Annotated in this window: 18 protein-coding genes, 2 tRNA genes and 3 rRNA genes (1 of these 23 cut by a window edge); 11 read left to right on the top strand and 12 right to left on the bottom strand. The window is 57.9% G+C overall.

Annotated elements, in window-relative coordinates:
* The 8 genes from UIB01_RS10170 to UIB01_RS10205 all read left to right on the top strand — a co-directional run.
* Nucleotides 1–306: ribosomal RNA gene (locus tag UIB01_RS10170) — 16S ribosomal RNA — on the top strand (it extends 1,231 nt beyond the left edge of the window).
* A 91-nt stretch (nucleotides 307–397) separates the two neighbouring features.
* Nucleotides 398–474, top strand: a tRNA-Ile gene (locus tag UIB01_RS10175).
* A 30-nt stretch (nucleotides 475–504) separates the two neighbouring features.
* Nucleotides 505–580 (top strand) — tRNA-Ala (locus UIB01_RS10180).
* 255 nt (nucleotides 581–835) lie between these two features.
* Nucleotides 836–3,726: ribosomal RNA gene (locus UIB01_RS10185) — 23S ribosomal RNA — on the top strand.
* 149 nt (nucleotides 3,727–3,875) lie between these two features.
* Nucleotides 3,876–3,991, top strand: a 5S ribosomal RNA gene (gene rrf, locus UIB01_RS10190).
* Together the 16S, 23S and 5S rRNA genes with 2 tRNA genes alongside form the textbook arrangement of a ribosomal RNA operon.
* 220 nt (nucleotides 3,992–4,211) lie before the next feature.
* Entirely contained in the window at nucleotides 4,212–4,568 is a 357-nt protein-coding gene (gene queD / locus UIB01_RS22760; RefSeq protein ID WP_102857212.1) for a 6-carboxytetrahydropterin synthase QueD, read from the top strand.
* A gap of 233 nt (nucleotides 4,569–4,801) precedes the next feature.
* Complete coding sequence (locus UIB01_RS10200; RefSeq protein ID WP_038659713.1) at nucleotides 4,802–6,118, top strand: Na+/H+ antiporter family protein; 1,317 nt, start codon at nucleotides 4,802–4,804, stop codon at nucleotides 6,116–6,118.
* A gap of 123 nt (nucleotides 6,119–6,241) precedes the next feature.
* Nucleotides 6,242–7,300, top strand: coding sequence for an AI-2E family transporter (locus UIB01_RS10205; protein WP_038659717.1), 1,059 nt, complete (start codon nucleotides 6,242–6,244; stop codon nucleotides 7,298–7,300).
* Nucleotides 7,301–7,353: 53 nt separating this feature from the next.
* Here the strand turns inward: UIB01_RS10205 and UIB01_RS10210 are convergent, their stop codons facing one another.
* The 11 genes from UIB01_RS10210 to UIB01_RS10260 all read right to left on the bottom strand — a co-directional run bounded on the left by UIB01_RS10210 (nucleotide 7,354) and on the right by UIB01_RS10260 (nucleotide 20,780).
* The gene (locus tag UIB01_RS10210) at nucleotides 7,354–9,348 is read right to left on the bottom strand and encodes a PhoX family protein (RefSeq protein WP_038659719.1); all 1,995 of its coding nucleotides are present in this window, start codon (nucleotides 9,346–9,348) and stop codon (nucleotides 7,354–7,356) included.
* Between the two features lie 189 nt (nucleotides 9,349–9,537).
* On the bottom strand, nucleotides 9,538–11,133 hold the full coding sequence (locus tag UIB01_RS10215; protein ID WP_038659722.1) for an isocitrate lyase: 1,596 nt from the start codon (nucleotides 11,131–11,133) through the stop codon (nucleotides 9,538–9,540).
* Between the two features lie 483 nt (nucleotides 11,134–11,616).
* Nucleotides 11,617–12,426: a secretin N-terminal domain-containing protein gene (locus tag UIB01_RS10220; protein ID WP_038659725.1), complete on the bottom strand. Its 810-nt coding sequence runs from the start codon at nucleotides 12,424–12,426 to the stop codon at nucleotides 11,617–11,619.
* Entirely contained in the window at nucleotides 12,423–13,052 is a 630-nt protein-coding gene (locus tag UIB01_RS10225) for a DUF7931 domain-containing protein (RefSeq protein ID WP_038659728.1), read from the bottom strand. Before UIB01_RS10225 ends, UIB01_RS10220 begins: the two co-directional genes overlap by 4 nt.
* Nucleotides 13,053–13,058: 6 nt before the next feature.
* A complete protein-coding gene (locus tag UIB01_RS10230) occupies nucleotides 13,059–13,484 on the bottom strand; it encodes a GNAT family N-acetyltransferase (RefSeq protein WP_015276841.1) in 426 nt (141 codons plus the stop codon).
* Complete coding sequence (locus UIB01_RS10235; RefSeq protein WP_038659731.1) at nucleotides 13,477–14,643, bottom strand: ribosomal protein uL16 3-hydroxylase; 1,167 nt, start codon at nucleotides 14,641–14,643, stop codon at nucleotides 13,477–13,479. The genes UIB01_RS10230 and UIB01_RS10235 overlap by 8 nt, the downstream gene beginning before the upstream one ends.
* Nucleotides 14,644–14,719: 76 nt before the next feature.
* Complete coding sequence (gene purB, locus UIB01_RS10240) at nucleotides 14,720–16,090, bottom strand: adenylosuccinate lyase (protein ID WP_038659734.1); 1,371 nt, start codon at nucleotides 16,088–16,090, stop codon at nucleotides 14,720–14,722.
* Between the two features lie 87 nt (nucleotides 16,091–16,177).
* Nucleotides 16,178–16,816, bottom strand: coding sequence for a high frequency lysogenization protein HflD (hflD, locus tag UIB01_RS10245; protein ID WP_038659738.1), 639 nt, complete (start codon nucleotides 16,814–16,816; stop codon nucleotides 16,178–16,180).
* A complete protein-coding gene (mnmA, locus tag UIB01_RS10250) occupies nucleotides 16,813–17,940 on the bottom strand; it encodes a tRNA 2-thiouridine(34) synthase MnmA (protein ID WP_146031070.1) in 1,128 nt (375 codons plus the stop codon). Before mnmA ends, hflD begins: the two co-directional genes overlap by 4 nt.
* A gap of 69 nt (nucleotides 17,941–18,009) precedes the next feature.
* Nucleotides 18,010–18,450, bottom strand: a complete 441-nt coding sequence (locus UIB01_RS10255) for an NUDIX hydrolase (protein WP_038659744.1) — start codon at nucleotides 18,448–18,450, stop codon at nucleotides 18,010–18,012.
* Between the two features lie 101 nt (nucleotides 18,451–18,551).
* Nucleotides 18,552–20,780, bottom strand: a complete 2,229-nt coding sequence (locus UIB01_RS10260) for an NADP-dependent isocitrate dehydrogenase (RefSeq protein WP_038659747.1) — start codon at nucleotides 20,778–20,780, stop codon at nucleotides 18,552–18,554.
* Between the two features lie 361 nt (nucleotides 20,781–21,141).
* On the opposite strand from UIB01_RS10260, the gene icd reads away from it, so the two are divergent.
* On the top strand, nucleotides 21,142–22,398 hold the full coding sequence (gene icd / locus UIB01_RS10265; protein ID WP_038659750.1) for an NADP-dependent isocitrate dehydrogenase: 1,257 nt from the start codon (nucleotides 21,142–21,144) through the stop codon (nucleotides 22,396–22,398).
* A 62-nt stretch (nucleotides 22,399–22,460) separates the two neighbouring features.
* Here the strand turns inward: icd and cspD are convergent, their stop codons facing one another.
* Nucleotides 22,461–22,724 (bottom strand): cold shock domain-containing protein CspD, encoded by a 264-nt coding sequence (gene cspD, locus UIB01_RS10270; protein ID WP_038659753.1) that lies wholly within the window; start codon nucleotides 22,722–22,724, stop codon nucleotides 22,461–22,463.
* Nucleotides 22,725–22,942: 218 nt separating this feature from the next.
* On the opposite strand from cspD, the gene clpS reads away from it, so the two are divergent.
* Together clpS and clpA are read left to right on the top strand one after the other, a co-directional pair.
* The gene (gene clpS / locus UIB01_RS10275; protein ID WP_038665664.1) at nucleotides 22,943–23,305 is read left to right on the top strand and encodes an ATP-dependent Clp protease adapter ClpS; all 363 of its coding nucleotides are present in this window, start codon (nucleotides 22,943–22,945) and stop codon (nucleotides 23,303–23,305) included.
* A gap of 29 nt (nucleotides 23,306–23,334) precedes the next feature.
* The gene (gene clpA, locus UIB01_RS10280; protein ID WP_038659756.1) at nucleotides 23,335–25,605 is read left to right on the top strand and encodes an ATP-dependent Clp protease ATP-binding subunit ClpA; all 2,271 of its coding nucleotides are present in this window, start codon (nucleotides 23,335–23,337) and stop codon (nucleotides 25,603–25,605) included.

Below are 25,605 nucleotides of genomic sequence, written 5' to 3' on the forward strand. Positions count from 1 at the left end.
CAATGGTCGGTACAAAGGGTTGCCAAGCCGCGAGGTGGAGCTAATCCCATAAAACCGATCGTAGTCCGGATCGCAGTCTGCAACTCGACTGCGTGAAGTCGGAATCGCTAGTAATCGTGAATCAGAATGTCACGGTGAATACGTTCCCGGGCCTTGTACACACCGCCCGTCACACCATGGGAGTGGGTTGCTCCAGAAGTAGCTAGTCTAACCTTCGGGGGGACGGTTACCACGGAGTGATTCATGACTGGGGTGAAGTCGTAACAAGGTAGCCGTAGGGGAACCTGCGGCTGGATCACCTCCTTAATCGAAGACTTCAGCTTCTTCATAAGCTCCCACACGAATTGCTTGATTCACTAGCGAAAAGCGATTGGGTTTCGACCCGAGAGAGACGATTGGGTCTGTAGCTCAGTTGGTTAGAGCGCACCCCTGATAAGGGTGAGGTCGGCAGTTCGAATCTGCCCAGACCCACCAATTGTCATGGGATGTGGCCGATCTGTAGATGGGGCCATAGCTCAGCTGGGAGAGCGCCTGCTTTGCACGCAGGAGGTCAGGAGTTCGATCCTCCTTGGCTCCACCATTAACTCGATAATCGCTGAAAGCTCAGAAATGAGTGCTGCTTGGGCATCCTGCCGGATGTTTGAGGGTATTGATTTCTGGTCTTTGCGCCAGAAGTGTTCTTTAAAAATTTGGGTATGTGATAGAAGTAGATTTGAGTGATCACTTTCACTGGTGGTTATTCAAGTCAAGGTAAAATTTGCGAGTAAAATTGCGGATTTTCGGCGAATGTCGTCTTCACGTTATTAGACAGTAACCAGATTGCTTGGGGTTATATGGTCAAGTGAAGAAGCGCATACGGTGGATGCCTTGGCAGTCAGAGGCGATGAAAGACGTGGTAGCCTGCGAAAAGCTTCGGGGAGTCGGCAAACAGACTTTGATCCGGAGATGTCTGAATGGGGGAACCCAGCCATCATAAGATGGTTATCACACACTGAATACATAGGTGTGTGAGGCGAACCAGGGGAACTGAAACATCTAAGTACCCTGAGGAAAAGAAATCAACCGAGATTCCCTTAGTAGTGGCGAGCGAACGGGGATTAGCCCTTAAGCTTCTTTGATTTTAGCGGAACGCTCTGGAAAGTGCGGCCATAGTGGGTGATAGCCCTGTACGCGAAAGGATCTTAGAAGTGAAATCGAGTAGGACGGAGCACGAGAAACTTTGTCTGAATATGGGGGGACCATCCTCCAAGGCTAAATACTACTGACTGACCGATAGTGAACCAGTACCGTGAGGGAAAGGCGAAAAGAACCCCGGAGAGGGGAGTGAAATAGAACCTGAAACCGTATGCGTACAAGCAGTGGGAGCCTACTTTGTTAGGTGACTGCGTACCTTTTGTATAATGGGTCAGCGACTTATTTTCAGTGGCGAGCTTAACCGAATAGGGGAGGCGTAGCGAAAGCGAGTCTTAATAGGGCGTTTAGTCGCTGGGAATAGACCCGAAACCGGGCGATCTATCCATGGGCAGGTTGAAGGTTAGGTAACACTGACTGGAGGACCGAACCGACTACCGTTGAAAAGTTAGCGGATGACCTGTGGATCGGAGTGAAAGGCTAATCAAGCTCGGAGATAGCTGGTTCTCCTCGAAAGCTATTTAGGTAGCGCCTCGTGTATCACTGCTGGGGGTAGAGCACTGTTTCGGCTAGGGGGTCATCCCGACTTACCAAACCGATGCAAACTCCGAATACCAGCAAGTGTCAGCACGGGAGACACACGGCGGGTGCTAACGTCCGTCGTGAAAAGGGAAACAACCCAGACCGTCAGCTAAGGTCCCAAAATCCTGGTTAAGTGGGAAACGATGTGGGAAGGCTTAGACAGCTAGGAGGTTGGCTTAGAAGCAGCCACCCTTTAAAGAAAGCGTAATAGCTCACTAGTCGAGTCGGCCTGCGCGGAAGATGTAACGGGGCTCAAACCAGGTACCGAAGCTACGGGTTCAACGCAAGTTGAGCGGTAGAGGAGCGTTCTGTAAGCCTGTGAAGGTCAGTTGAGAAGCTGGCTGGAGGTATCAGAAGTGCGAATGCTGACATGAGTAACGACAATGCGAGTGAAAAACTCGCACGCCGAAAGACCAAGGGTTCCTGCGCAACGTTAATCGACGCAGGGTGAGTCGGTCCCTAAGGCGAGGCTGAAGAGCGTAGTCGATGGGAAACGGGTTAATATTCCCGTACTTCTAGTTACTGCGATGGGGGGACGGAGAAGGCTAGGCCAGCAAGGCGTTGGTTGTCCTTGTTTAAGGTGGTAGGCAGAGATCTTAGGTAAATCCGGGATCTTAATGCCGAGAGCTGATGACGAGCTTTCTTTTAGAAAGCGAAGTGGTTGATGCCATGCTTCCAGGAAAAGCCTCTAAGCTTCAGGTAACTAGGAACCGTACCCCAAACCGACACAGGTGGTTGGGTAGAGAATACCAAGGCGCTTGAGAGAACTCGGGTGAAGGAACTAGGCAAAATGGCACCGTAACTTCGGGAGAAGGTGCGCCGGTGAGGGTGAAGTATTTACTACGTAAGCCCATGCCGGTCGAAGATACCAGGCCGCTGCGACTGTTTATTAAAAACACAGCACTCTGCAAACACGAAAGTGGACGTATAGGGTGTGACGCCTGCCCGGTGCCGGAAGGTTAATTGATGGGGTTAGCGCAAGCGAAGCTCTTGATCGAAGCCCCGGTAAACGGCGGCCGTAACTATAACGGTCCTAAGGTAGCGAAATTCCTTGTCGGGTAAGTTCCGACCTGCACGAATGGCGTAACGATGGCGGCGCTGTCTCCACCCGAGACTCAGTGAAATTGAAATCGCTGTGAAGATGCAGTGTATCCGCGGCTAGACGGAAAGACCCCGTGAACCTTTACTATAGCTTTGCACTGGACTTTGAATTTGCTTGTGTAGGATAGGTGGGAGGCTTTGAAGCGTGGACGCCAGTTCGCGTGGAGCCATCCTTGAAATACCACCCTGGCAACTTTGAGGTTCTAACTCTGGTCCGTTATCCGGATCGAGGACAGTGTATGGTGGGTAGTTTGACTGGGGCGGTCTCCTCCTAAAGAGTAACGGAGGAGTACGAAGGTGCGCTCAGACCGGTCGGAAATCGGTCGTAGAGTATAAAGGCAAAAGCGCGCTTGACTGCGAGACAGACACGTCGAGCAGGTACGAAAGTAGGTCTTAGTGATCCGGTGGTTCTGTATGGAAGGGCCATCGCTCAACGGATAAAAGGTACTCCGGGGATAACAGGCTGATACCGCCCAAGAGTTCATATCGACGGCGGTGTTTGGCACCTCGATGTCGGCTCATCACATCCTGGGGCTGAAGCCGGTCCCAAGGGTATGGCTGTTCGCCATTTAAAGTGGTACGCGAGCTGGGTTTAGAACGTCGTGAGACAGTTCGGTCCCTATCTGCCGTGGACGTTTGAGATTTGAGAGGGGCTGCTCCTAGTACGAGAGGACCGGAGTGGACGAACCTCTGGTGTTCCGGTTGTCACGCCAGTGGCATTGCCGGGTAGCTACGTTCGGAAGAGATAACCGCTGAAAGCATCTAAGCGGGAAACTTGCCTCAAGATGAGATCTCACTGGAGCCTTGAGCTCCCTGAAGGGCCGTCGAAGACTACGACGTTGATAGGTTGGGTGTGTAAGCGCTGTGAGGCGTTGAGCTAACCAATACTAATTGCCCGTGAGGCTTGACCATATAACACCCAAACAATTTGATGTTTGCGTGTCAGACGGTTGAAGTCGACAAACAAACCGAAGATCAGCAACACTCGCAAGTAACATCGAAACAGACATCACATACCCAATTAGGGGAAGCGACTCAACACCGACTCCCCAACCGAATTGCTTGACGACCATAGAGCGTTGGAACCACCTGATCCCATCCCGAACTCAGTAGTGAAACGACGCATCGCCGATGGTAGTGTGGGGTCTCCCCATGTGAGAGTAGGTCATCGTCAAGCTCTTATCCCAAACCCCCGATCGGAGTAATCCGGTCGGGGGTTTGCTTTTGCGCTGAAGAAAGCCGCTGTGGGCGCTGGCTGCTCCTGGCTCGGCGCATAGGAGGGGGGCGAACAGCTTGGGTGCAGCAAGCCTGGCAGTGCGGCTTGTAATGCATGTATGGCGGCGCTAAAGCGCGTAGAATCGCGCCCCGATCCAGTGACCAGATGATGAGTGGATAGCGTGGAAATATTTAAAGAATTTACATTCGAATCGGCCCACCGCCTGCCCCACGTGCCGCAAGGGCACAAATGTGGAAGGCTGCACGGCCATTCTTTCCGGGTCGCGCTGTATATCAGTGGTCCGGTCGATCTGCATACAGGCTGGATTCGTGATTTCGGCGAAATAAAATCCATATTCAAGCCGTTGTACGAATTGCTCGATCACAACTATCTGAACGACATCCCGGGTCTGGAAAACCCTACTAGCGAAAACCTGGCAAAATGGATCTGGAATGAGCTCAAGCCGTTGCTTCCAGAGCTTTCGCGTATCCGTATTCATGAAACTTGCACCAGCGGCTGCGAGTATCGTGGTGAATAGCGTTTACTTTGGGGGCTCTGTAGTGGCAAGCCGCCAAGCGCTTGGCCAGGCGGACCGCTAAGAAACGCAACCTTCCGTATTAACTAAAAGCGAAGAGCCAACGCTTCCTGCTCAACCTGGCGACTTGGCGTGTCAGCTAGCGCCTGAGTCTCTGTATCTTTTGACACCTTCGCCCCGTCGCGCAGAGTACAGCGTTTTTTACGCGACCTAGATCGCTTCTAAGGAGAATTCGAATGAACGCAGTTGTTGCGGCAGTCGGCATCATGCTGATCCTGAGTCTATGCCGCGTGCATGTAGTGGTTGCCCTTATTGCCGGAGCTCTGGCCGGCGGCTTGATCGGTGGGTTGGGGATTGAGGGTAGCCTTGCTGCGTTCAATAAGGGGCTCGGCGGCGGAGCCACGGTTGCGTTGTCGTACGCCTTGCTTGGTGCTTTCGCAGTGGCGATCGGGAAAAGCGGGCTGGCGCATGCTCTCGCTGACAGGGCCTTGAATCTGGTTGGCAAGCAAGGCGCCCAAGGCGCAGGCGCGGTTAAGTGGCTGATGATTGGTTTGCTACTTGCGGTGGCGGTTGCTTCTCAGAATATTCTGCCTATACACATTGCGTTCATCCCGCTTCTAGTCCCGCCACTCCTTTTCGTACTGTCAAAAATGAAGATCGACAGGCGCTTGATTGCCTGTGTTCTCGCGTTCGGTCTTATCACTCCGTATATGTTCCTACCGGTGGGGTTCGGCAACATTTTCCTGAACGAGATTTTGCTAGCAAACGTCGCTAAGAGCGGCGTGGATGTCACTGGAATAAAAGTAACGCAGGCTATGTTTATCCCGGCAATGGGGATGGTTGCTGGCTTATTCATCGCTTTTTACAGCTATCGCAAGCCCCGCGAATACGACCTTGCGCGGATTGAGCAGGTTGAAAAAACCGCAGTTAGCTACAGTCCACTTACTTTGTTCGTCGCAGCAATAGCTGTTGCAGCTGCCTTCGTGATTCAGCTGTGGTTGGATTCGATGATACTTGGCGCGCTTGTGGGGTTTGTGATCTTCTCAGTTTCCGGGGTGGTACGTTGGCGAGAAGCGGATGATCTGTTCACCGATGGTATGAAGATGATGGCTATGATCGGCTTCATCATGATCGCGGCCGCCGGATTTGCTGAAGTTATGCGTGAAACTGGCGAAGTGAAACTGCTGGTAGACACCTCGGCTCAATGGATTGGAGGTAGCAAGGCCGTTGGCGCGCTGTTGATGCTCCTGGTCGGTCTTCTGGTGACCATTGGCATCGGCTCATCCTTCTCTACCGTGCCGATAATCGCAGCGATTTTTGTACCACTTGGTGTAGAGCTTGGTTTTAGCCCGCTGGCGATCGTCAGTCTGGTCGGGACTGCGGGTGCTCTGGGTGACGGCGGCTCACCGGCCTCCGACTCGACGCTGGGCCCGACCGCCGGCCTGAACGCAGACGGCCAGCATAATCATATTTGGGACACCGTCGTGCCGACGTTCCTGCACTACAACCTTCCACTGCTGGCTTTTGGCTGGCTAGCGGCGATGACCCTGTAACTCCGCTGAGTTCAGATTAGAGCCGTCCGCTTGCTGACTGCCCTACATCGATTGATCGCCTGGCCCGCACTCGTACCGTCGCCCGTTGACTAAACAGAACTGGACGTGGCTGCAGGGTCAACAATGGTCAATTCGACGCTCGAGCAAAAGGTCTTCCTTGCTCTGCTGGTAGTGGTTTCTCTCGCTTTCGGTTGGATCCTGCTGCCGTTCTACGGGGCAGTCTTCTGGGCAGTTATCCTCGCGATCATCTTTGCTCCGCTACAGCGGTATTTGTACCGCCGCTTGAATCAGCGACGTAATCTGGCAGCGCTATTTACGCTGCTGGTTTGCTTGCTGGTTGCCGTTTTGCCGGTGATCCTGACTACTGGGATGCTGGTTCAGGAAGGGGCGACACTCTACAAGCAGATCGAAAGCGGGGAGTTGGATATCGGCGGCTGGGTAGCGAGCTTCCGGGATCTGCTGCCTCAGTCGGTGCAGCTGCAACTGCAGCGCTTCGGTTTCGGTGACCTTGAGTCGATGCGGGAGCGGCTTGCCTCTGGCGCTCTGGAGGGAAGTCAGTTCCTGGCTACCAAGGCATTCAGCTTTGGCCAAGGCACTTTCCAGTTCCTGATCAGTTTTTTCGTGATGCTGTATCTACTGTTCTTCTTCATCCGGGACGGCCGCGAGCTTGTTGCACGGATTAGAAAGGCAATTCCGCTCAGCGATGGGCAGAAGCGGCGGCTGTTCAACAAGTTCACACGCGTGGTCCGAGCAACGGTCAAGGGGAACATTGTCGTCGCCGTCACACAAGGCGTGCTGGGAGGGATCATCTTCGCGGTGCTGGGGATTTCTGGCGCTTTGCTGTGGGGCGTGCTGATGGCGTTTTTGTCGCTGTTGCCGGCGGTGGGGGCTGGCCTGATCTGGACGCCCGTTGCCATCTACTTCCTGATGACCGGAGCGATCTGGCAAGGCGTGGTACTAACGTTTTACGGCGTGCTGGTGATTGGGCTGGTAGACAACATACTCCGGCCAATTCTGGTCGGGAAGGACACCAAGATGCCGGATTACGTTGTACTCATCTCGACGCTGGGTGGCTTGGCGCTGTTTGGTCTGAACGGTTTTGTCATCGGCCCCTTGGTAGCCGCGCTGTTCATCTCGACCTGGGGACTTTTTACTTCTCCGGAAGAGCCTGGGGTGGGGTAGTGGGGCTTAGCTGTCAAAGGAAGGGGGCCAGCACCAGCCAGCCCCCTTGCTGGTCACATCAGACGCTTTCCGTCTTCGCGGGTGATTATTACCGTTGCTGAGCGTGGCCTGCGGCCCGGGCCATCCGGCCATGTACTTGTGTAGTTCGTAGTGGTCGAGCCTTCACCTGGGTGCTGGATATTGACGAACATCGTCCGGAAGTCCGGCGTTGTCGCGATCCCGGTCACCTCAGCGCCCTTAGGTCCGACGAGGAACCGCTTGGTCTCGCCTGTTTTGGGGTCTGATACCAGCATCTGGTTGTTACCAAATGGTCCTGAGTTCAGTTGGCTGCCGCTCATGTCGGTCTGGATCCAAAGGCGACCTTCATCGTCGAACCATAGCCCATCAGGGCTGGCCAAGATGCTGCTTTCATCGAGAGGTTTCCCTTTCGGACCGCGACTATTCTCCTGCGGGCCGGCGAGAAGATAGATGTCCCAGTGGAATCTTGTGCCCGCGAAGTCGCTGCTCCCCTCGCGCCACCGGATGATATGCCCAAACGGGTTAGGTGCACGTGGATTGGAGGCATCTGCCTCCTGACGGCCACTGTTGTTGGTGAGAGTGAAGTAGACCTCGCCGGTATCAGGATTCACCGCGCCCCACTCTGGCCGGTCCATCTTGGTCGCACCAACTATGTCTGCCGCCAAACGGGTGTTGATCAAGACTTCACCCTGATCGGCGAACTGGACGCCGGCTGCCTCGCAGGCGCGCTTGAATGCCGGATTGGCATGATCCAAGGCGAGCCAGTCGCCGCTGCCGTCGGCGTTGAAACGCGCCACATAGAGAATGCCGTCGTCCAGCAGGCGGCCATCGCTGCGCTGTGGCCGGTACTTATCGCGGCTAACGTACTTATAGATGTACTCGTTCTGCGAGTCGTCGCCTGAGTAGCAAACGACGGGGCGGCCTGGCTTGACCGGGGCGAACACCAGACCTTCATGGGCGAAACGACCTAACGCAGTGTGTTTCACCGGGGTCGCGTTGGGGTCGAATGGATCTAACTCGACTACCCAGCCGAAGGTATTCGGCTCGTTGCGGTAATCGGCCTGTGGAGCGGCGGCCATGCGGGTTGCATTGAACCGCTCGAATTCATCGCCGGCGACTGTTTCCCAGCCGTAACGACTACTACTGCGTACACCATAGCGGCTGAGCTCGCGTGGTAGTTCAGTGTCGGTGGTGGCGAAATAGCCGGCCCAGTTCTCTTCACATGTCAGGTAGGTGCCCCAAGGGGTGTGCCCGTTAGCGCAGTTATTGAGAGTGCCGCGGGTCGACGTACCGCTCGGGCTGTAACGCGTGCGCATTAGTGCATGACCGCGAGCGGGGCCTTCAATGCGCATTGGGGTGGCACCAGTGATGCGGCGATTGCGCGCCGTCGGCAGCACTGACCATTCGCCACGCGGGCCGCGGCGTATCTCCACGACGGACACGCCGTGCGCGTTGATCTCTTTACGCACCTCGTCGACATTGGTGCGCTTGCCACCCACTACGGTCGGACCATTGCGGTGGAGCAGGGGGGCGTCGATGTACTCATGATTGAGCACCAGCAGGCCATGGTCACTCTGACGCCCGCCGAGTTTTGCGTTCATTGGAAAGAAGTGCATCCCGTCGTGGTGCATGCCCACCTGCTGAGCCTGGTCTTCTGCGCTGTTGCTGCCATCTTCGAGCCAGGCCGGATAGCGACCGGTAATAGGCGTACCCCAAGGAATGAAGGTGGTGGCAGAGTAGCCGGCAGGTACCGTGATGGCATCTGCCCGAGTAACTGCAACCGGCGTGAAGGGCAGCCGGGTACGGCGCTTGAACGGAATATCCTTGAGTCCCCGCGCTGCCGGCTCGGCTGCTTGTACGAGGCCCGGAAGCGACGCGCCAAGAAACGCCAGGGCGCCGATTGCTGCGCCGCCGGCGAGCACTTTTCGGCGACCAATGGAGATCACATCCTGAATATGCGGGTTCGTTGAATGGTTACTGGGCAACTCGTCCCCGTTGCCGAACAGAATGTCGTTGTTCTCAGTAATCACGGCGCAGCTCCATAACGATTTGTTGTCGGAGCCATGACGCTAAATTGCATATGCGACAGCAGAATGACAGTTGTGTATTTGGCCGACGAAGCGCCGGCGCGCGGCACTTTTTTGGCTGAAAAAAAAGCCTCGGCGCATGGGCCGAGGCTTTTTCACTACACCGCAGCTATGAAGGCTGCGAACCCGTTCTTAGTGGAACTGGTTCATGGTGTTGTCTTTACCGCTTGCCTTCAGAGCAGCTTCGCCAGCGAAGTACTCTTTGTGGTTGTCGCCGATGTCGGAACCAGCCATGTTCTGGTGCTTGACGCAGGCGATACCCTGACGCAGTTCCTGACGCTGGACACCCTTCACGTAGGCCAGCATGCCCTGGTCGGCGAAGTAGCCTTTGGCCAGGTTGTCGGTGGACAGGGCCGCTGTGTGGTAAGTCGGCAGGGTGATCAGGTGGTGGAAGATACCGGCGTGGGCCGAACCGTCGCGCTGGAAGGTGCGGATCTTCTCGTCAGCAACCTGAGCCAGTTCGGTTTCGTCGTACTCGACGCTCATCAGCTTGGCGCGGTCGTAGGCGGAAACGTCCTTGCCTTCGGCAACCATGGCGTCGAACACCTGCTGGCGGAAGTTCAGGGTCCAGTTGAAGGAAGGGCTGTTGTTGTAAACCAGCTTGGCGTTCGGGATGACCTTGCGGATTTCGTCAACCATGGCCGCGATCTGCCCAACGTGCGGCTTCTCGGTTTCGATCCAGAGCAGGTCGGCGCCGTTCTGCAGGCTGGTGATGCAGTCCAGTACGCAGCGAGCTTCACCGGTGCCAGCACGGAACTGGAACAGGTTGGACGGCAGACGCTTGGGACGCAGCAGCTTGCCTTCGCGCTTGATCACGACGTCGCCGTTGCCCAGTGCGGCTTCGGAGACTTCTTCGCAATCGAGGAAGGAGTTGTACAGGTCGCCCAGGTCGCCCGGCTCTTTGGTCACGGCGATCTGCTTGGTCAGGCCAGCACCCAGGGAGTCGGTACGAGCAACGATCACGCCGTTGTCGATACCCAGCTCGAGGAAGGCGTAACGTACGGCTGCGATCTTGGCGAGGAAGTCGGCGTGAGGAACGGTCACTTTACCGTCCTGGTGGCCGCACTGCTTCTCGTCAGAAACCTGGTTTTCGATCTGGATGCAGCAAGCGCCCGCTTCGATCATGCGCTTGGCCAGCAGATAGGTGGCTTCCGGGTTACCGAAGCCAGCGTCGATGTCGGCGATGATCGGTACGATGTGGGTTTCGTAGTTGTCGATCTGGTTCTGGATCTCGGCAGCCTTGGCGCCGTCGCCGGCTTCGCGAGCGGCGTCCAGAGCGGTGAACAGCAGGTCCAGTTCACGGCTGTCAGCCTGACGCAGGAAGGTGTACAGCTCTTCGATCAGGTCGGAAACGGCAGTCTTCTCGTGCATGGACTGGTCCGGCAGCGGGCCGAACTCGGAGCGCAGAGCAGCAACCATCCAGCCAGACAGGTAGAGGTAGCGCTTGTTGGTGGTCTTCAGGTGCTTCTTGATGGAGATCAGCTTCTGCTGGCCGATGAAGCCATGCCAGCAGCCAAGGGACTGCGTGTAGACGGACGAGTCGGCGTCGTACTCGGCCATGTCCTTGCGCATGATGTCGGCGGTGTACTGAGCAATCTCCAGACCGGTCTTGAAGCGGTTCTGGGCGCGCATGCGAGCGACGGACTCAGGGTTGATGGCGGCCCAGCTGCTGCCGTATTGCTCTTTCAGGGCGGCAACTGCCTTGATGTCGTCTTGATATGCGGACATGTTCAATCCTTCAAAAATGAGTGTGGTTGAGCACCGACTTTTCCCACCGAAACCTACGTGCTATCGCTGATCATTGCGGGCAACACGCGGCAGAGCGTCGAAATATCGACCGGGACGAGGATTGAACCAAGAGAAGGGGGGATACGATCGCCGGGCTGGTTCCGCTTGTTGCGCCCACAGCCGGCGTGGCTGCCGTGTGCGTTACAACAACGAAAAGCTGTCAGTCTGGCTGATGCGTCAATCGCTACCCCGTCCCTCAGGACGACTCGTTCCAGTCGCAACCTCGTCAGTCCGCCTTGTGGGCAGTACAGTCACGGAACGGCTCGGCTGGTTGGCTTGAGCACGCCCCGGAGACCCTTGCCAGGGCCCCTGGTTAGCGGGAGCGGGGCAATAATGCTCCGCTGAATTGGCATCGTCAATCGTTTTGTAGTGTTTTTTTTATGGCACTACATCGCTCGTAAAGACGGAGGAAACGTGATGCAGTCAGTCCAGAACGTCCACCTTCAGACGCATCGACAGGTTCTGGCTGCCTTGTGTGGAATAGCGGCGTAAGGTGCCGTGTTGCTCGGAGCTTGCGCTTTCATCGATGCCGCCGACGGTGATCCATTCGCCAACACGTCCGCTGACTCGGGTATCGGCGTTCTGTACCTCGACGACGCCACTGCGGCCCTGCGCGAGTCGATCACGAGTGCTGCTGATGGTGATCTGTACGCGGTCACCGTGCACCGTAGCCGTCGCATAGAAGCCTCGAAGCACATCGCGATATTGCGTCTGCTGGTAGATCTGGCCGTAACCGTCAGTGCCCTGAGTAGTCAGCGGTACGCTCTGGCCAACCTGGATCAGGGCTGGATAACCTTCGCTCGCCTGAATCTGCTGAACTCCGCCATCCCGGCTGTTGGTGCTGCGCCGGATGATTCGCACCCGATCGCGCCCCCCTATCTCGCCACGTCCGGTTTCAAATTCAACGTCTCCGGAGCGCAGGGTTCCATCTACCTGGTAACCACCTGCACTGCTGCTCGCCGAGTCTTGAGTGTCAACGCTAATGAGTAGGCGTTTCGGGGCGACGTCTAGCTGGTCGATTACTCGGCGCAGCTCGCTGATCACCGAGTCCGGTGCGTTGACGATTAGCTGATTACCGTAAGCGGTAACTCGTCCCTGGTTGCCCAGCACGGACTCGGCCACGGGAATCACGTCTTCGGCCATGCGGTTGTTGAGTTCGATGACTTCCGTCGCTGCATGCAGCGGCAGGCAAAGGCTGAGCGTGGCCGCCAGCAGTAAGGTACGAAGGGTCATAGCAGAAAGCTCCGTAGGTTCGCATCCGATAGCCCATGATCCCACGCCTTGTCGAACTCTGCCTGGCGCATGCGCACCCGACCGAGGTCACGATACAGGGCATATCCGGCGTACTGGTCAGCCTTGGGCCGTTCCAGTAGACCGCAGTCGTCAGCGATGAGATATGTGCCGCTGGTCGTGGGATGGTCGGGGTTCAGCTTGCGGATATGCACGTTGCTGGTGAGCCGACGGGCTAGCTGCAGGAGGCGGTGGCCCTCCTTGACTGCACGTGTTGGATCGGCGACCAGAATGCGCAGCTGGTTGCGCGGATGAGACAGCAGCAGCCGGGTGCACGCCTGTTGGACGCTGCTGTGGTGATACAGCCATGGTTCGAGGTCGGTGGTGAAGATGCAGACGCAACGCTTTGCCTGCTGCAGCATGGCCAATGCATGCTGTCGAACTTCGATGGGTTTGCTGAAGCGTTGCAGCGCGGTGTTCTGGCCCAAGTGGTAGGGGGCGGGGGCCCATGCTTGGGGCTCGGGGATGTCGGCCTGGGGGTTGTGCACTGAGAAACGCCCCGGGGAATGGAAGTCGATGGCCGGAAGTTCGGCCTGATCTTCTTGTTCGTCCGAGGCGTTATCGCTCATGAGGGCTCAGTGGCTGCGGCGGAGCATGTCGACGTGCGGAATGCCGGCTTCGAGAAACTCGTCGCTGACGACTTCGAAACCAAGCCGCTCATAGAACGCGGTGGCATGAACCTGAGCCGTCAACTTCTGTTCAGCTAGGCCGCGGCGTTCGGCCTCGGCAATGACCGCACGCATCAGCGCATCGCCGACGTTCATGCCGCGCCAGTCGCGCAGCACTGCTACTCGTCCTATCTGTCCATCGGCTAGCAGCCGGGCGGTGCCGATCGGATAGTCACCTTCCAGAGCGAGAAAATGGATAGCGTCAGCGTCATCGGCGTCCCATTCCTGCTCGGGCGGAACAGCCTGTTCGGCAATGAAAACTGCTTCGCGGATGCGCCGCAGTTCGGCATTGTCCTGTTGCCAGTCGGCTATCCGTACCTGAACGCTATTCATCAGCAAACTCCAGACTTCCTTGTTTGACCAGTTCGCACAATAGGCTACGTCCATCGTTGTCGCTCAGCCAAGCGCCAGCATTATCGAGATGCAGCGCATCGGCCGAGCAGATCAGCTTAAGCAGCTCACGAAGCTTAGAGGGAAGCAGCCGGCTCTGGCCGCTGGCGAACAGGAGCAGGCCGATATCCACTTCACTCCAGGCCAGCCGTGCCGCCGGGTTGCGGACCAGCAGGGCGCCGTCCTCGAGCGCCGAGCGCAGGTCGCCCTCGTTCAGCTCAGGCCCCTCCACACGCTCGGGATAGCGGGGCTCGGTCATGAACTGGCCGAACCAGGTAAGGAGCAGGCGCTCGTCGCTCATATGTTCAGCGAGCAGCGCTTTCAGTCGATCAAGTGCATCGCTCTGAATCTGGTAGGGATCGTCGCTCGGCTGCAGGTCGGCGTCGCTGTAGCGATCCTCGTCGGGTAGAAACTGCGCGAGAAAGTCGGTGAAATGCGTCAGGACTTCAGCAGCGCTTGGGGCGCGAAAGCCGACCGAATAGGTCATGCACGCGTCTTCAGCGGTTCCAAAGTGGGCAAGACGGGGCGGCAGGTACAGCATGTCGCCGGGCTCCAGCACCCACTCATCGGTGCCCTGGAAATCGGCGAGGATTCGCAGATCGCCATGGGCGAGCATGGGGCTTTCGCTGTCGCACATCTGCCCGATACGCCAGCGGCGCTGACCATGGGCCTGCAGCAGGAATACGTCGTAGTTGTCGAAGTGCGGGCCGACGCCGCCGCCCGGTGCGGCGTAGCTGATCATCACGTCATCGATGCGCCAGTTGGGCAGGAAGCGGAAGTGCTCGATCAATTCGGCGACGTCCGGTACCAACTGATCCACGGCCTGTACCAGCAGCGTCCAGTCACGCTCGGGGAGCTTCTGGTAGGTATCCTCGGCGAAGGGGCCGCGGCGGAGCTCCCAAGGACTTTCTCCGTGCTCGATGACCAGGCGGGATTCGACTTCTTCCTCTAGAGAAAGCCCGGCCAGTTCGTCGGGCGAGATGGGGCTCTGGAAGTCCGGAATGGCCTGGCGGATGAGGAGAGGCTTCTTCTGCCAATAGTCGCGCAGAAATTCCCGAGCGCTGATGCCGCCCAGAATTTGAAGAGGAATATCAGAAGTCATGCGTAACACCTTGCTCTATATAGAGAGCTTAAAATAAAAACGCCCGGCACAGCCGGGCGTGCAAGCATGTGGTTGGTCAGACGCGCTTGGCCTGGGCAACAGCGTTGCCGATGTAATTGGCCGGGGTCAGCTTGCGCAGTTCCGCCTTGGCTTCGGCGGGAATGTCGAGGCCGTCGATGAAGGTCTGCAATGCCTCCGGCGTGATGCCTTTGCCCCGGGTCAGATCCTTGAGTTTCTCGTAGGCGTTCTCCACGGCGTAGCGGCGCATGACGGTCTGCACTGGTTCAGCCAGCACTTCCCAGCAGGCGTCGAGGTCCTCGGCGATGCGGGCGGCGTTCAGCTCGAGTTTGCCAATACCCTTGAGGCTGGCTTCGTAGGCGATGACGCTGTGTGCGAAGCCGACGCCGAGGTTGCGCAGCACGGTGGAGTCAGTCAGGTCACGCTGCCAGCGGGAAATCGGCAGCTTGCTCGCCAGATGCTGGAACAGCGCGTTGGCGATGCCGAGATTGCCTTCGGAATTTTCGAAGTCGATCGGGTTGACCTTGTGCGGCATGGTGGACGAGCCGATCTCGCCCGCAACGGTCTTCTGCTTGAAGTAGCCGAGGGAGATGTAGCCCCAGACGTCACGGTCGAAGTCGATGAGAATGGTGTTGAAGCGCGCGATGGCGTCGAACAGCTCGGCGATGTAGTCGTGCGGCTCGATTTGCGTGGTATAGGGGTTCCAAGTCAGGCCAAGATCGCCCTCGATGAACTCGCGCGCGTTAGCTTCCCAGTCGATGTCCGGATAGGCACTCAGGTGGGCGTTGTAGTTGCCTACCGCGCCATTGATCTTGCCCAACAGCGGAACAGCAGCGACCTGGGCGATCTGGCGCTCCAGGCGATAGACCACATTGGCCAGCTCCTTGCCAAGCGTCGTCGGCGACGCTGGCTGGCCATGGGTGCGCGATAGCATCGGCACGTCAGCGAACTGCACCGCGAGGCTGCGGATCGATTCGGCGACCTGGCGCATCAGCGGCAGCAGCACGCTGTCGCGACCTTCACGCAGCATCAGCGCATGGGACAGGTTGTTGATGTCCTCGCTGGTGCAGGCGAAGTGGATGAACTCGTTGACCTTGGCGAGCTCGGGCAGCTGCTTGGCCTGCTCCTTGAGCAGATACTCCACGGCTTTGACGTCGTGGTTGGTGGTGCGCTCGAACTCCTTGACGCGCTCGGCATGTTCCAGCTGGAAGTTCTCGGCCAGCTGATTCAGCACGGCATTGGCTTCGCTGGAGAAGGGCGCAACTTCCGGAACGCCTGGATGAGCAGCGAGGCGCTGGAGCCAGCGGACTTCGACCTGAACACGGCAGCGGATCAAGCCGAATTCGCTGAAGATCGGGCGCAGGGCGCTGGTTTTGCCGGCGTAGCGGCCATCGACGGGGGAAACCGCCGTGAGCGAGGAAAGCTGCATAGAGGGCATTCTCGGACAGTCAGGCAACGAAAAGAGGGCGCAGATTATACACGAATGTACCGGTGGGGCCCGGCACATTCGCCGCGGTCAATGGTCTTCGCTCTGAGTGGAGCGAAGCCTCGGGTAGAGCGCATCGAGCAGCTTGCGACGGCTGAAGATCAGCTGCCAGCGATGCCCGCCGAGCTGGCGCCAGAGGCGAGCCGAACGGATGCCGGACAGCAGCAAGGCGCGAATCTTGGAGGCATTGTCCGTTTGCTGCAGGTGGCGCATGTCGCCCTGAACCTGTATGCGTTGGCGGAAGGTACTGAGGGTGTCCTGGTACAGCCCGCCAAACGAGGCGACGACATTTTCGTGGGTAATGCCGAAGTGCTCGACTTGCTGCTGAATCTGATCCAGACGATTGCCGATGACCTGTAGCATGTCATCGCGTTTGTCCAGCTGTCGTTCCAGGCCGATCATTGCCAGCGCATAGCGCAGTGGTTCCCGCTGCAGTGTGCTGCTGTCACGCTCCAGAGCACCAACCAATGCGCGGTAGCCGTCTCGCAGGTTGAGATCGTCTCCGCCATAGATTTCCAGGGTGGTTTCCGGGTTGCGTGCAAGCAGGCTGCCAAGCATGCAGCCAAGCGAGGCGCTTGGAACTTGGCCGGTGCGGGCGATGCGGTCCACCAGTGTTGCTGCTTCGAACACCGCGCCGAGCGCAATCAGCTGCTCATCCAGCGTGCTCATGCTCGACCCTCGAACCAGGGTTCGGCTTGCTCGATCACACCACCTCCCAGGCACACCTCACCGTCGTAGAGCACGACCGACTGGCCCGGTGTTACCGCTCGTTGTGGTGCCTCGAATACGGCACGATAACCACCTGCCGTTTTTTCCAATGTGCAGTCTTGATCGCTCTGGCGATAGCGGACCTTGGCGGTCAGCTTGAGTGGCGAACCGAGGTCGATGGGGTTGACCCAGTAAATCTCAGATGCCAACAGGGCGCGCGAGAACAGCCATGGATGGTCATTACCCTGGCCGACTACGAGCACATTGCGTTGCAGATCCTTGCTCAAAACGTACCAGGGCTCATCCGACGCATCTTTCAGACCGCCTATGCCCAACCCCTGGCGCTGGCCGATGGTGTGATACATCAGGCCGTGGTGGCGGCCGATCACTTCACCGTCGATGGTTTCGATGTCGCCGGGCTGCGCGGGCAGATACTGTTTGAGAAAATCACTGAAGCGCCGCTCGCCGATGAAACAGATGCCGGTTGAGTCTTTCTTCTTCGCCGTGGCGAGGCCGTACTTTTCGGCGATTGCCCGTACCTCGGGCTTTTCCAGCTCGCCGACAGGAAACAGCGTCTTGCTCAGCTGCTCGCCGCCAACAGCGTGCAGGAAGTAGCTCTGGTCCTTGTTGGGGTCAAGCCCCTTGAGCAGTTCGCTGCGCCCGCCCACGTCTCGGCGGCGTACATAGTGGCCGGTCGCGATGAGGTCTGCTCCGAGCATCAGCGCGTAGTCGAGGAAGGCCTTGAACTTGATTTCCCGGTTGCACAGGATGTCAGGGTTGGGCGTACGCCCAGCCTTGTACTCGGCAAGAAAGTGCTCGAATACGTTATCCCAGTACTCGGCGGCAAAGTTGGCGGTGTGCAGCTTGATGCCAATCCGATCGCATACGGCCTGGGCATCAGCCAGGTCTTCCTTGGCGGTGCAGTATTCCGTGCCGTCATCCTCTTCCCAGTTCTTCATGAACAGGCCTTCGACCTGGTAACCCTGCTCGAGAAGCAGGAGGGCCGAAACGGAAGAGTCCACTCCGCCGGACATGCCGACGATTACGCGAGTTTTTTCCGGGGCGGTGAGGGTCGTTACAGGCATAGGAATACGCTGAGGTTTTGCAAGGGGGCGCAATTCTAACAGGCTGCCGCTGGCTGACGAAGCCGTGAATCAGTTGCGAATGACGTCTAGCGAGTGCAGCGGGCCGGTCAGGTAGTCATCAATGCAGCGGGGCACCAATTCACTGCGCCAGCGTTCGGGCTGCCGCTCCAGCTCTTCTCGGCTCAGCCAGCGGGCCGCGACAATACCTTCGTCGAGCGGGCGCTGCGCATCATGGCGCAAGGCCTTGGCGGCAAAGCACACGCGTTGATAGGTCACGCCGTTGCTCGGCGCGGTGTACAGGTAGATGCCGATCAGGCCAATGAGCTCGATCTCCCAGCCGGTTTCTTCCAGCGTTTCGCGTACCGCTGCCTCACGCAGATTCTCGTTGGCCTCAAGATGCCCGGCCGGCTGATTGAGCACGAGACGACCTGCCTTGAGCTCTTCCACCAGCAGAAAGCGGCCCTGATTTTCGATCACGGTCGCGACGGTGATATGCGGTTGCCAATCCATAGGAACGCCTCGTGCAAATGACTGGATGATAAGGACGCTGCTCGCAGAAAGCACGAACCCCGGCGCTGGGCCGGGGTTCGTGGTGACGCTCAAGCCTGAAATCAGGCGTTCAGTGCGGCCAGGGCTGAGTTGAAGGTGGTGCTGGGGCGCATCACCTTGCTGGTCAGCTCGGGGTTGGAGCGGTAGTAGCCGCCGATGTCGACCGGCTTGCCCTGAACGGCAGCGAGTTCGGCAACGATAGCCGCTTCCTGCTCGGACAGTTGCTTGGCCAGCGGGGTGAAGTGAGCTTTCAGCTCAGCGTCATCGTCCTGCGCTGCTAGGGCTTGCGACCAGTACAGTGCCAGGTAGAAGTGGCTGCCGCGGTTGTCGATCTGACCGACCTTGCGCGCCGGCGACTTGTTGTTGTCCAGCAGCTTACCGGTGGCCTGGTCCAGGGTCTTGCCGAGGATCTTGGCCTTGGTGTTGCCGGTCTTGATGCCTGTTTCTTCCAGGGAAACCGCCAATGCCAGAAACTCGCCCAGCGAGTCCCAGCGCAGGTAGTTCTCTTCGACCAACTGCTGCACGTGCTTCGGCGCGGAACCACCAGCGCCTGTTTCGTACATGCCGCCGCCGGCCATCAGTGGAACGATGGAAAGCATCTTCGCCGAGGTGCCCAGCTCCATGATCGGGAATAGGTCGGTCAGGTAGTCGCGCAGCACGTTGCCGGTGACGGAGATGGTGTCCTTGCCGCGGATCATGCGCTCCATGCTCAGGCGAATGGCCTCGTTGTAGCCCATGATGCGGATGTCCAGGCCGCTCAGGTCGTGCTCCTGCAGATAGGTCTCGACTTTCTTCTGCAGTTGCATGTCGTGGGCACGCTCCGGGTCCAGCCAGAAGACAGCCGGGGTGTTCGACTGGCGGGCGCGGGTAACGGCCAGCTTGACCCAGTCGCGGATCGGGGCGTCCTTGGTCTGGCATGCGCGCCAGATATCGCCTTTCTCAACTTCGTGCTGCATCAGCACGGTGCCATCGGCCAGAACGACGCGCATGGTGCCGTCAGCCTGCATCTCGAAGGTCTTGTCGTGCGAGCCGTATTCCTCGGCTTTCTGCGCCATCAGGCCGACGTTCGGTACGCTGCCCATGGTGACCGGGTCGAAGGCGCCGTTGGTCTTGCAGAAGTTGATCATCTCTTGGTAGATGCGGGCGTAGGTGCTTTCCGGCATTACCGCTTTGGTGTCTTTCTGCTTGCCGTCCTTGCCCCACATCTGGCCAGAGTTGCGGATCATCGCCGGCATCGAGGCGTCGACGATGACGTCGCTCGGGATGTGCAGGTTGGTGATGCCCTTGACCGAGTCGACCATGGCCATTTCCGGGCGATGGGCGTAGACCTCGTGGATATCGTGGAGGATTTCTTCCTGCTGCGAAGCCGGCAGCGACTTGATCTTGTCGTAGACGCTGCTGATGCCGTTGTTCGGGTTGACGCCCAGTTCCTTGAACAGCTCGCCGTACTTGTCGAACACGTCTTTGTAGTAAACGCTGACCGCATGGCCGAAGACGATCGGGTGCGAGATCTTCATCATGGTGGCCTTGACGTGCAGGGACCACATCACGCCGGTTTCCTTGCAGTCCTGCAGCGTTTCCTCGAAGAAGGCGCGCAGCTTGTTGCAGCTCATGAACATGCCGTCCAGCACTTCGCCTTCCAGCAGGGCGAGCTGCTTCTTGACTTCCACCTTGCCGTCCTTGCCGACGAACTCGATGCGTACGTCACCAGCCTTGTCCATGGTGATCGACTGTTCGCTGGAGAAGAAGTCGCCGCCACGCATGTAGTCGGCGTGGGACTGCGACGCCTTGCTCCACTTGCCCATGGAGTGCGGGTGCTTGCGGGCATAGGCTTTGACGGCGGCCGGCGCGCGGCGGTCGGAGTTACCTTCACGCAGAACCGGGTTCACAGCGCTACCGAGGACCTTGCTGTAACGCGCACGCACATCTTTCTCGGCGTCGGTCTGAGGGTCTTCCGGGAAGTTGGGGATGTTGTAACCGAGAGCTTGCAGTTCGGCGATGGCGGCCTTGAGCTGCGGAACGGAGGCGCTGATGTTAGGGAGCTTGATGATGTTGGCGTCAGGCTGGTTGGTCAGCTCGGCGAGCTTGGCCAGGTCGTCATCGACTTTCTTGTCCGCGTCCAGCTGGTCGGCAAAGCTCGCAAGAATGCGTCCTGCAAGAGAGATGTCGCGTGTTTCGACGGCTATGTCAGCGGAGGCTGCGAAGGCTTCTACAATGGGAAGAAGCGAGTAGGTGGCCAGGGCTGGGGCTTCGTCGGTGAAGGTATAGATGATCTTCGAGGGGGTGGACATTTAGCGTTAACTCTCTTCTTGCTGGGCGTGCACAGAATCCCGAGTGCGCCGGGTAGGCGCCCTGGTTCTCCGTCTAGATAAACCAGAAGGGGATTCGCCGCGGTGATGATGGATGCACCAATAGAGTGTCGAGCATTTGAACCCAGGGGCCGCGATAGCAGTTCCTGGGTTTCAAGAGGCGGGTCTTGTACAAGACAGGCTCGTCCCTTATGACTTGTGAGTCATCGCAGCAGTATACCATTGAGCCACCCTCTGGCAGAACGGCATTGCGCATACGACGAACGAACATGTAGTTTCAGGCGATTCGAGTGGGTTACCCTCAAACGACGATCGATGTCTAACCACGAAGACGGAGTCCAGCATGGGATACCAAAAGATCCAGGTGCCATCCAGCGGTGACAAAATTACCGTTAACGCCGATAACTCTCTGAATGTCCCCGACAACCCGATCATTCCTTATATAGAAGGGGACGGCATCGGCGTGGATATCAGTCCGGTGATGATCAAGGTGGTGGATGCTGCTGTTCAGAAGGCCTATGGCGGCAAGCGCAAGATTGCCTGGATGGAAATCTATGCGGGCGAGAAGGCCACGCAGGTCTACGACCAGGACACCTGGCTGCCCAAGGAAACGCTGGAAGCCGTCCGTGATTACGTTGTGTCGATCAAGGGCCCCCTGACCACTCCGGTCGGCGGTGGCATCCGCTCCCTGAACGTTGCGCTACGCCAGGAGCTCGACCTGTATGTCTGTCAGCGTCCGGTTCGCTGGTTCACTGGCGTGCCGAGCCCGGTCAAGAAACCGGGTGACGTGGACATGGTGATCTTCCGCGAGAACTCAGAAGACATCTACGCCGGCGTCGAGTGGAAAGCAGGCTCTCCGGAAGCGGAGAAGGTCATCAAGTTCCTGACCGAAGAAATGGGCGTCAAGAAGATCCGCTTTACCGAGAACTGCGGTATCGGCATCAAGCCGGTTTCTCTGGAGGGGACCAAGCGTCTCGTTCGCAAGGCGCTGCAATATGCGGTAGACAACGACCGTAGCTCGGTGACCATCGTCCACAAGGGCAACATCATGAAGTTCACCGAAGGTGCCTTCAAGGAGTGGGGCTATGAAGTGGCGCGCGACGAGTTCGGCGCCGAGCTGCTGGACGGTGGCCCTTGGATGCAGTTCAAGAATCCGAACACCGGCAAGAACATCGTCGTAAAAGACGCCATCGCTGACGCGATGTTGCAACAGATTCTGCTGCGTCCGGCCGAGTACGATGTCATCGCCACGCTTAACCTGAACGGCGACTATCTGTCCGACGCGCTGGCAGCGGAAGTTGGTGGTATCGGCATCGCCCCGGGGGCCAACTTGTCCGACACCGTTGCCATGTTCGAAGCTACCCACGGGACCGCGCCGAAGTATGCCGGGCAGGACAAGGTCAACCCGGGCTCCCTGATTCTCTCTGCCGAAATGATGCTGCGGCACATGGGCTGGGTGGAAGCGGCTGACCTGATCATCAAGTCGACCGAGAGCGCCATCGCCGCGAAGACGGTCACATACGACTTCGAGCGTTTGATGGAGGGTGCTCAGCTGATGTCATGCTCGCAGTTTGGCGACGCAATGATCAGTCATATGTAACTGGGGTCAGAAATGAAAAAGGCCGATCAATTGATCGGCCTTTTTGTTTGTTTCATAAAACGTCAGGCGTCTACGGTAGAAATGCCCTGTGCAGCAGCAGGGGTCGTCGCTTCAGACATGGCCTGTTGTGGCCTGATGTCGGTCGCGTGAAGGCCTTTCGGACCCTGCAGGATGTTGAACATGACCGCTTGCCCAGCTTTCAGAGTTCGGTAGCCGTCCATCTGGATGGCCGAGTAGTGGGCGAACAGGTCCTCATCGCCGCCGTCTGCTACGATGAAGCCATAGCCTTTGGCGTTGTTGAACCACTTGACCTTACCGCTTAGCATGCTGTTATCCCTCTGCAAAGGAGTCCATTACTGGAGTAACATCCATTTCATTCCGCGCTTATGCAGCCCGAGGCCTCATGTTGCGCAACCCGTTTGCCCTTGTAGGCACATACTGTTTGTATCACCGTTTTGCCGATAGTCAAGGCGACTCGTCAGCTGGCTGCGAAGCTGTCCATATTTATCTGGCCCCGGTGCCACGACCTAGAACCGTTATGCGCATGCATGCATTTGCTCAGATTCGACTAACATTCAATCAGGATCGGCCCTTAGGGGACGAAGACGACGCGTCCGGCCTCGCTGTTCAGGAGGCCAAGCCGGAATTGAAGGCACCACCGATGTATAAAGTTGTCATGTTCAATGACGACTACACGCCGATGGATTTCGTCGTCGAGGTGCTGGAAGGCATTTTCAATCACAGCAGGGAGCAGGCCACCAAGATCATGCTGGCCGTCCATACCGAGGGGCAGGCAGTCTGCGGGCTATATACCCGCGACGTCGCCGAAACCAAAGCGATGCAAGTGAATCAATATGCAAGGGAATGCCAGCACCCGCTGCTTTGTGAGATCGAGAAGGACGGTTAACTCCGAATGCTGGGGAAGAGGTGAAAGCTATGTTGAACCGTGAGCTCGAAGTCACTCTGAATCTGGCTTTCAAAGAGGCACGTACCAAGCGTCATGAGTTCATGACGGTTGAGCACCTCCTGTTGGCCCTACTGGACAATGAAGCGGCTGCGACCGTGTTGCGGGCCTGTGGCGCAAGCCTGGACAAGCTGCGCCACGACTTGCAGGAGTTCATTGATTCCACCACTCCACTTATTCCACAGCACGATGAAGAGCGTGAAACCCAGCCGACTTTAGGGTTCCAGCGCGTTCTTCAACGTGCAGTTTTCCATGTGCAGAGCTCTGGCAAGCGTGAGGTGACAGGCGCTAACGTGCTGGTCGCCATCTTCAGTGAGCAGGAGAGCCAGGCCGTATTCCTGCTCAAGCAGCAGAACGTGGCGCGCATCGATGTCGTCAACTACATCGCGCATGGGATTTCCAAGGTTCCCGGCAACGCTGGCAGCCCGGAAAACGATGCAGAAATGCAGGATGAAGACGGCGGCGAGCCAGGTGCCTCCGGGAATCCGCTTGATGCTTACGCAAGTAACCTCAACGAACTCGCGCGTCAGGGCCGGATCGATCCGCTGGTAGGGCGCGAAAACGAGGTCGAGCGTGTTGCGCAGATTCTTGCGCGTCGGCGCAAGAACAATCCGCTTCTCGTCGGCGAGGCTGGGGTCGGCAAGACGGCAATTGCCGAAGGATTGGCCAAGCGAATCGTGGATAACCAAGTGCCGGATCTGCTGGCCGATAGCGTCGTCTATTCGTTGGATCTGGGTGCACTGCTGGCTGGTACGAAATACCGGGGTGACTTCGAGAAACGCTTCAAGGCTCTGCTCGGCGAGCTGCGCAAGCGGCCGCATGCGATTCTCTTCATTGACGAGATCCATACCATCATCGGTGCCGGTGCCGCTTCGGGCGGGGTGATGGACGCGTCCAACCTGCTCAAGCCGCTGCTTTCTTCGGGGGAAATTCGCTGCATTGGCTCCACGACTTTCCAGGAGTTTCGCGGAATCTTCGAGAAGGATCGCGCTCTGGCGCGGCGCTTCCAGAAGGTCGATGTCTCCGAGCCCTCGGTCGAGGACACCATTGGCATTTTGCGTGGCCTGAAAGGGCGCTTCGAGCAGCATCACCATATCGAGTACAGCGATGAGGCGCTTCGTGCCGCGGCAGAACTGGCATCGCGGTATATCAACGATCGGCACATGCCTGACAAGGCCATTGATGTCATCGATGAAGCCGGCGCCTATCAGCGTCTGCAGCCGGAGGATCAACGGGTCAAATGCATCGATGTCGAGCAGGTCGAAGACATCGTTGCGAAGATTGCGCGGATTCCTCCGAAGCACGTCAGCAGTTCGGACAAGGAGTTGCTGCGTAATCTTGAGCGCGACCTCAAGCTCACTGTGTTCGGACAGGACGACGCTATCGACTCGCTGGCGACCGCCATCAAGCTTTCTCGTGCAGGACTGAAGGCGCCAGACAAGCCAGTCGGCTCGTTCCTCTTTGCCGGTCCGACCGGTGTGGGCAAGACCGAGGCTGCGCGTCAGCTGGCGCGCGCTCTGGGGGTCGAGCTGATTCGCTTCGACATGTCCGAGTACATGGAGCGCCATACCGTGTCTCGTTTGATCGGTGCGCCTCCGGGATATGTTGGGTTCGACCAGGGTGGCCTGTTGACTGAGGCAATCACCAAGCAGCCGCATTGCGTGCTCTTGCTGGACGAAATCGAGAAAGCGCACCCCGAAGTCTTCAATCTGCTGCTGCAGGTCATGGATCATGGCACGCTCACGGACAACAACGGTCGCAAGGCCGACTTCCGCAACGTGATCATCATCATGACCACCAATGCGGGTGCGGAAACCGCAGCGCGCGCTTCCATCGGCTTTACCTTGCAGGACCATGCATCGGATGCGATGGAGGTCATCAAGAAGAGCTTCACGCCGGAATTCAGGAATCGTCTGGATACCATCATTCAGTTCGGTCGCCTGAGCCACGACGTGATCAAGAGCATCGTCGACAAGTTCCTCATAGAGCTGCAGGCGCAACTCGAAGACAAGCATGTGACTCTGGAGGTTTCCGATGCTGCACGGAGCTGGCTGGCGGAGCATGGTTATGACGCGCAGATGGGAGCACGTCCGATGGCACGGCTGATTCAGGACAAGATCAAGCGGCCGTTGGCCGAAGAGATCCTGTTTGGAGAACTGGCTGAACATGGCGGGGTGGTGCACATCGATATTCGCGACGGGGAGCCGTTCTTCGAATTCGAGACCACAGCCGAGCTGGCGTGA

Origin of the sequence: Stutzerimonas decontaminans, assembly GCF_000661915.1 — a bacterium.
In the GTDB taxonomy this organism is placed as follows: domain Bacteria; phylum Pseudomonadota; class Gammaproteobacteria; order Pseudomonadales; family Pseudomonadaceae; genus Stutzerimonas; species Stutzerimonas decontaminans.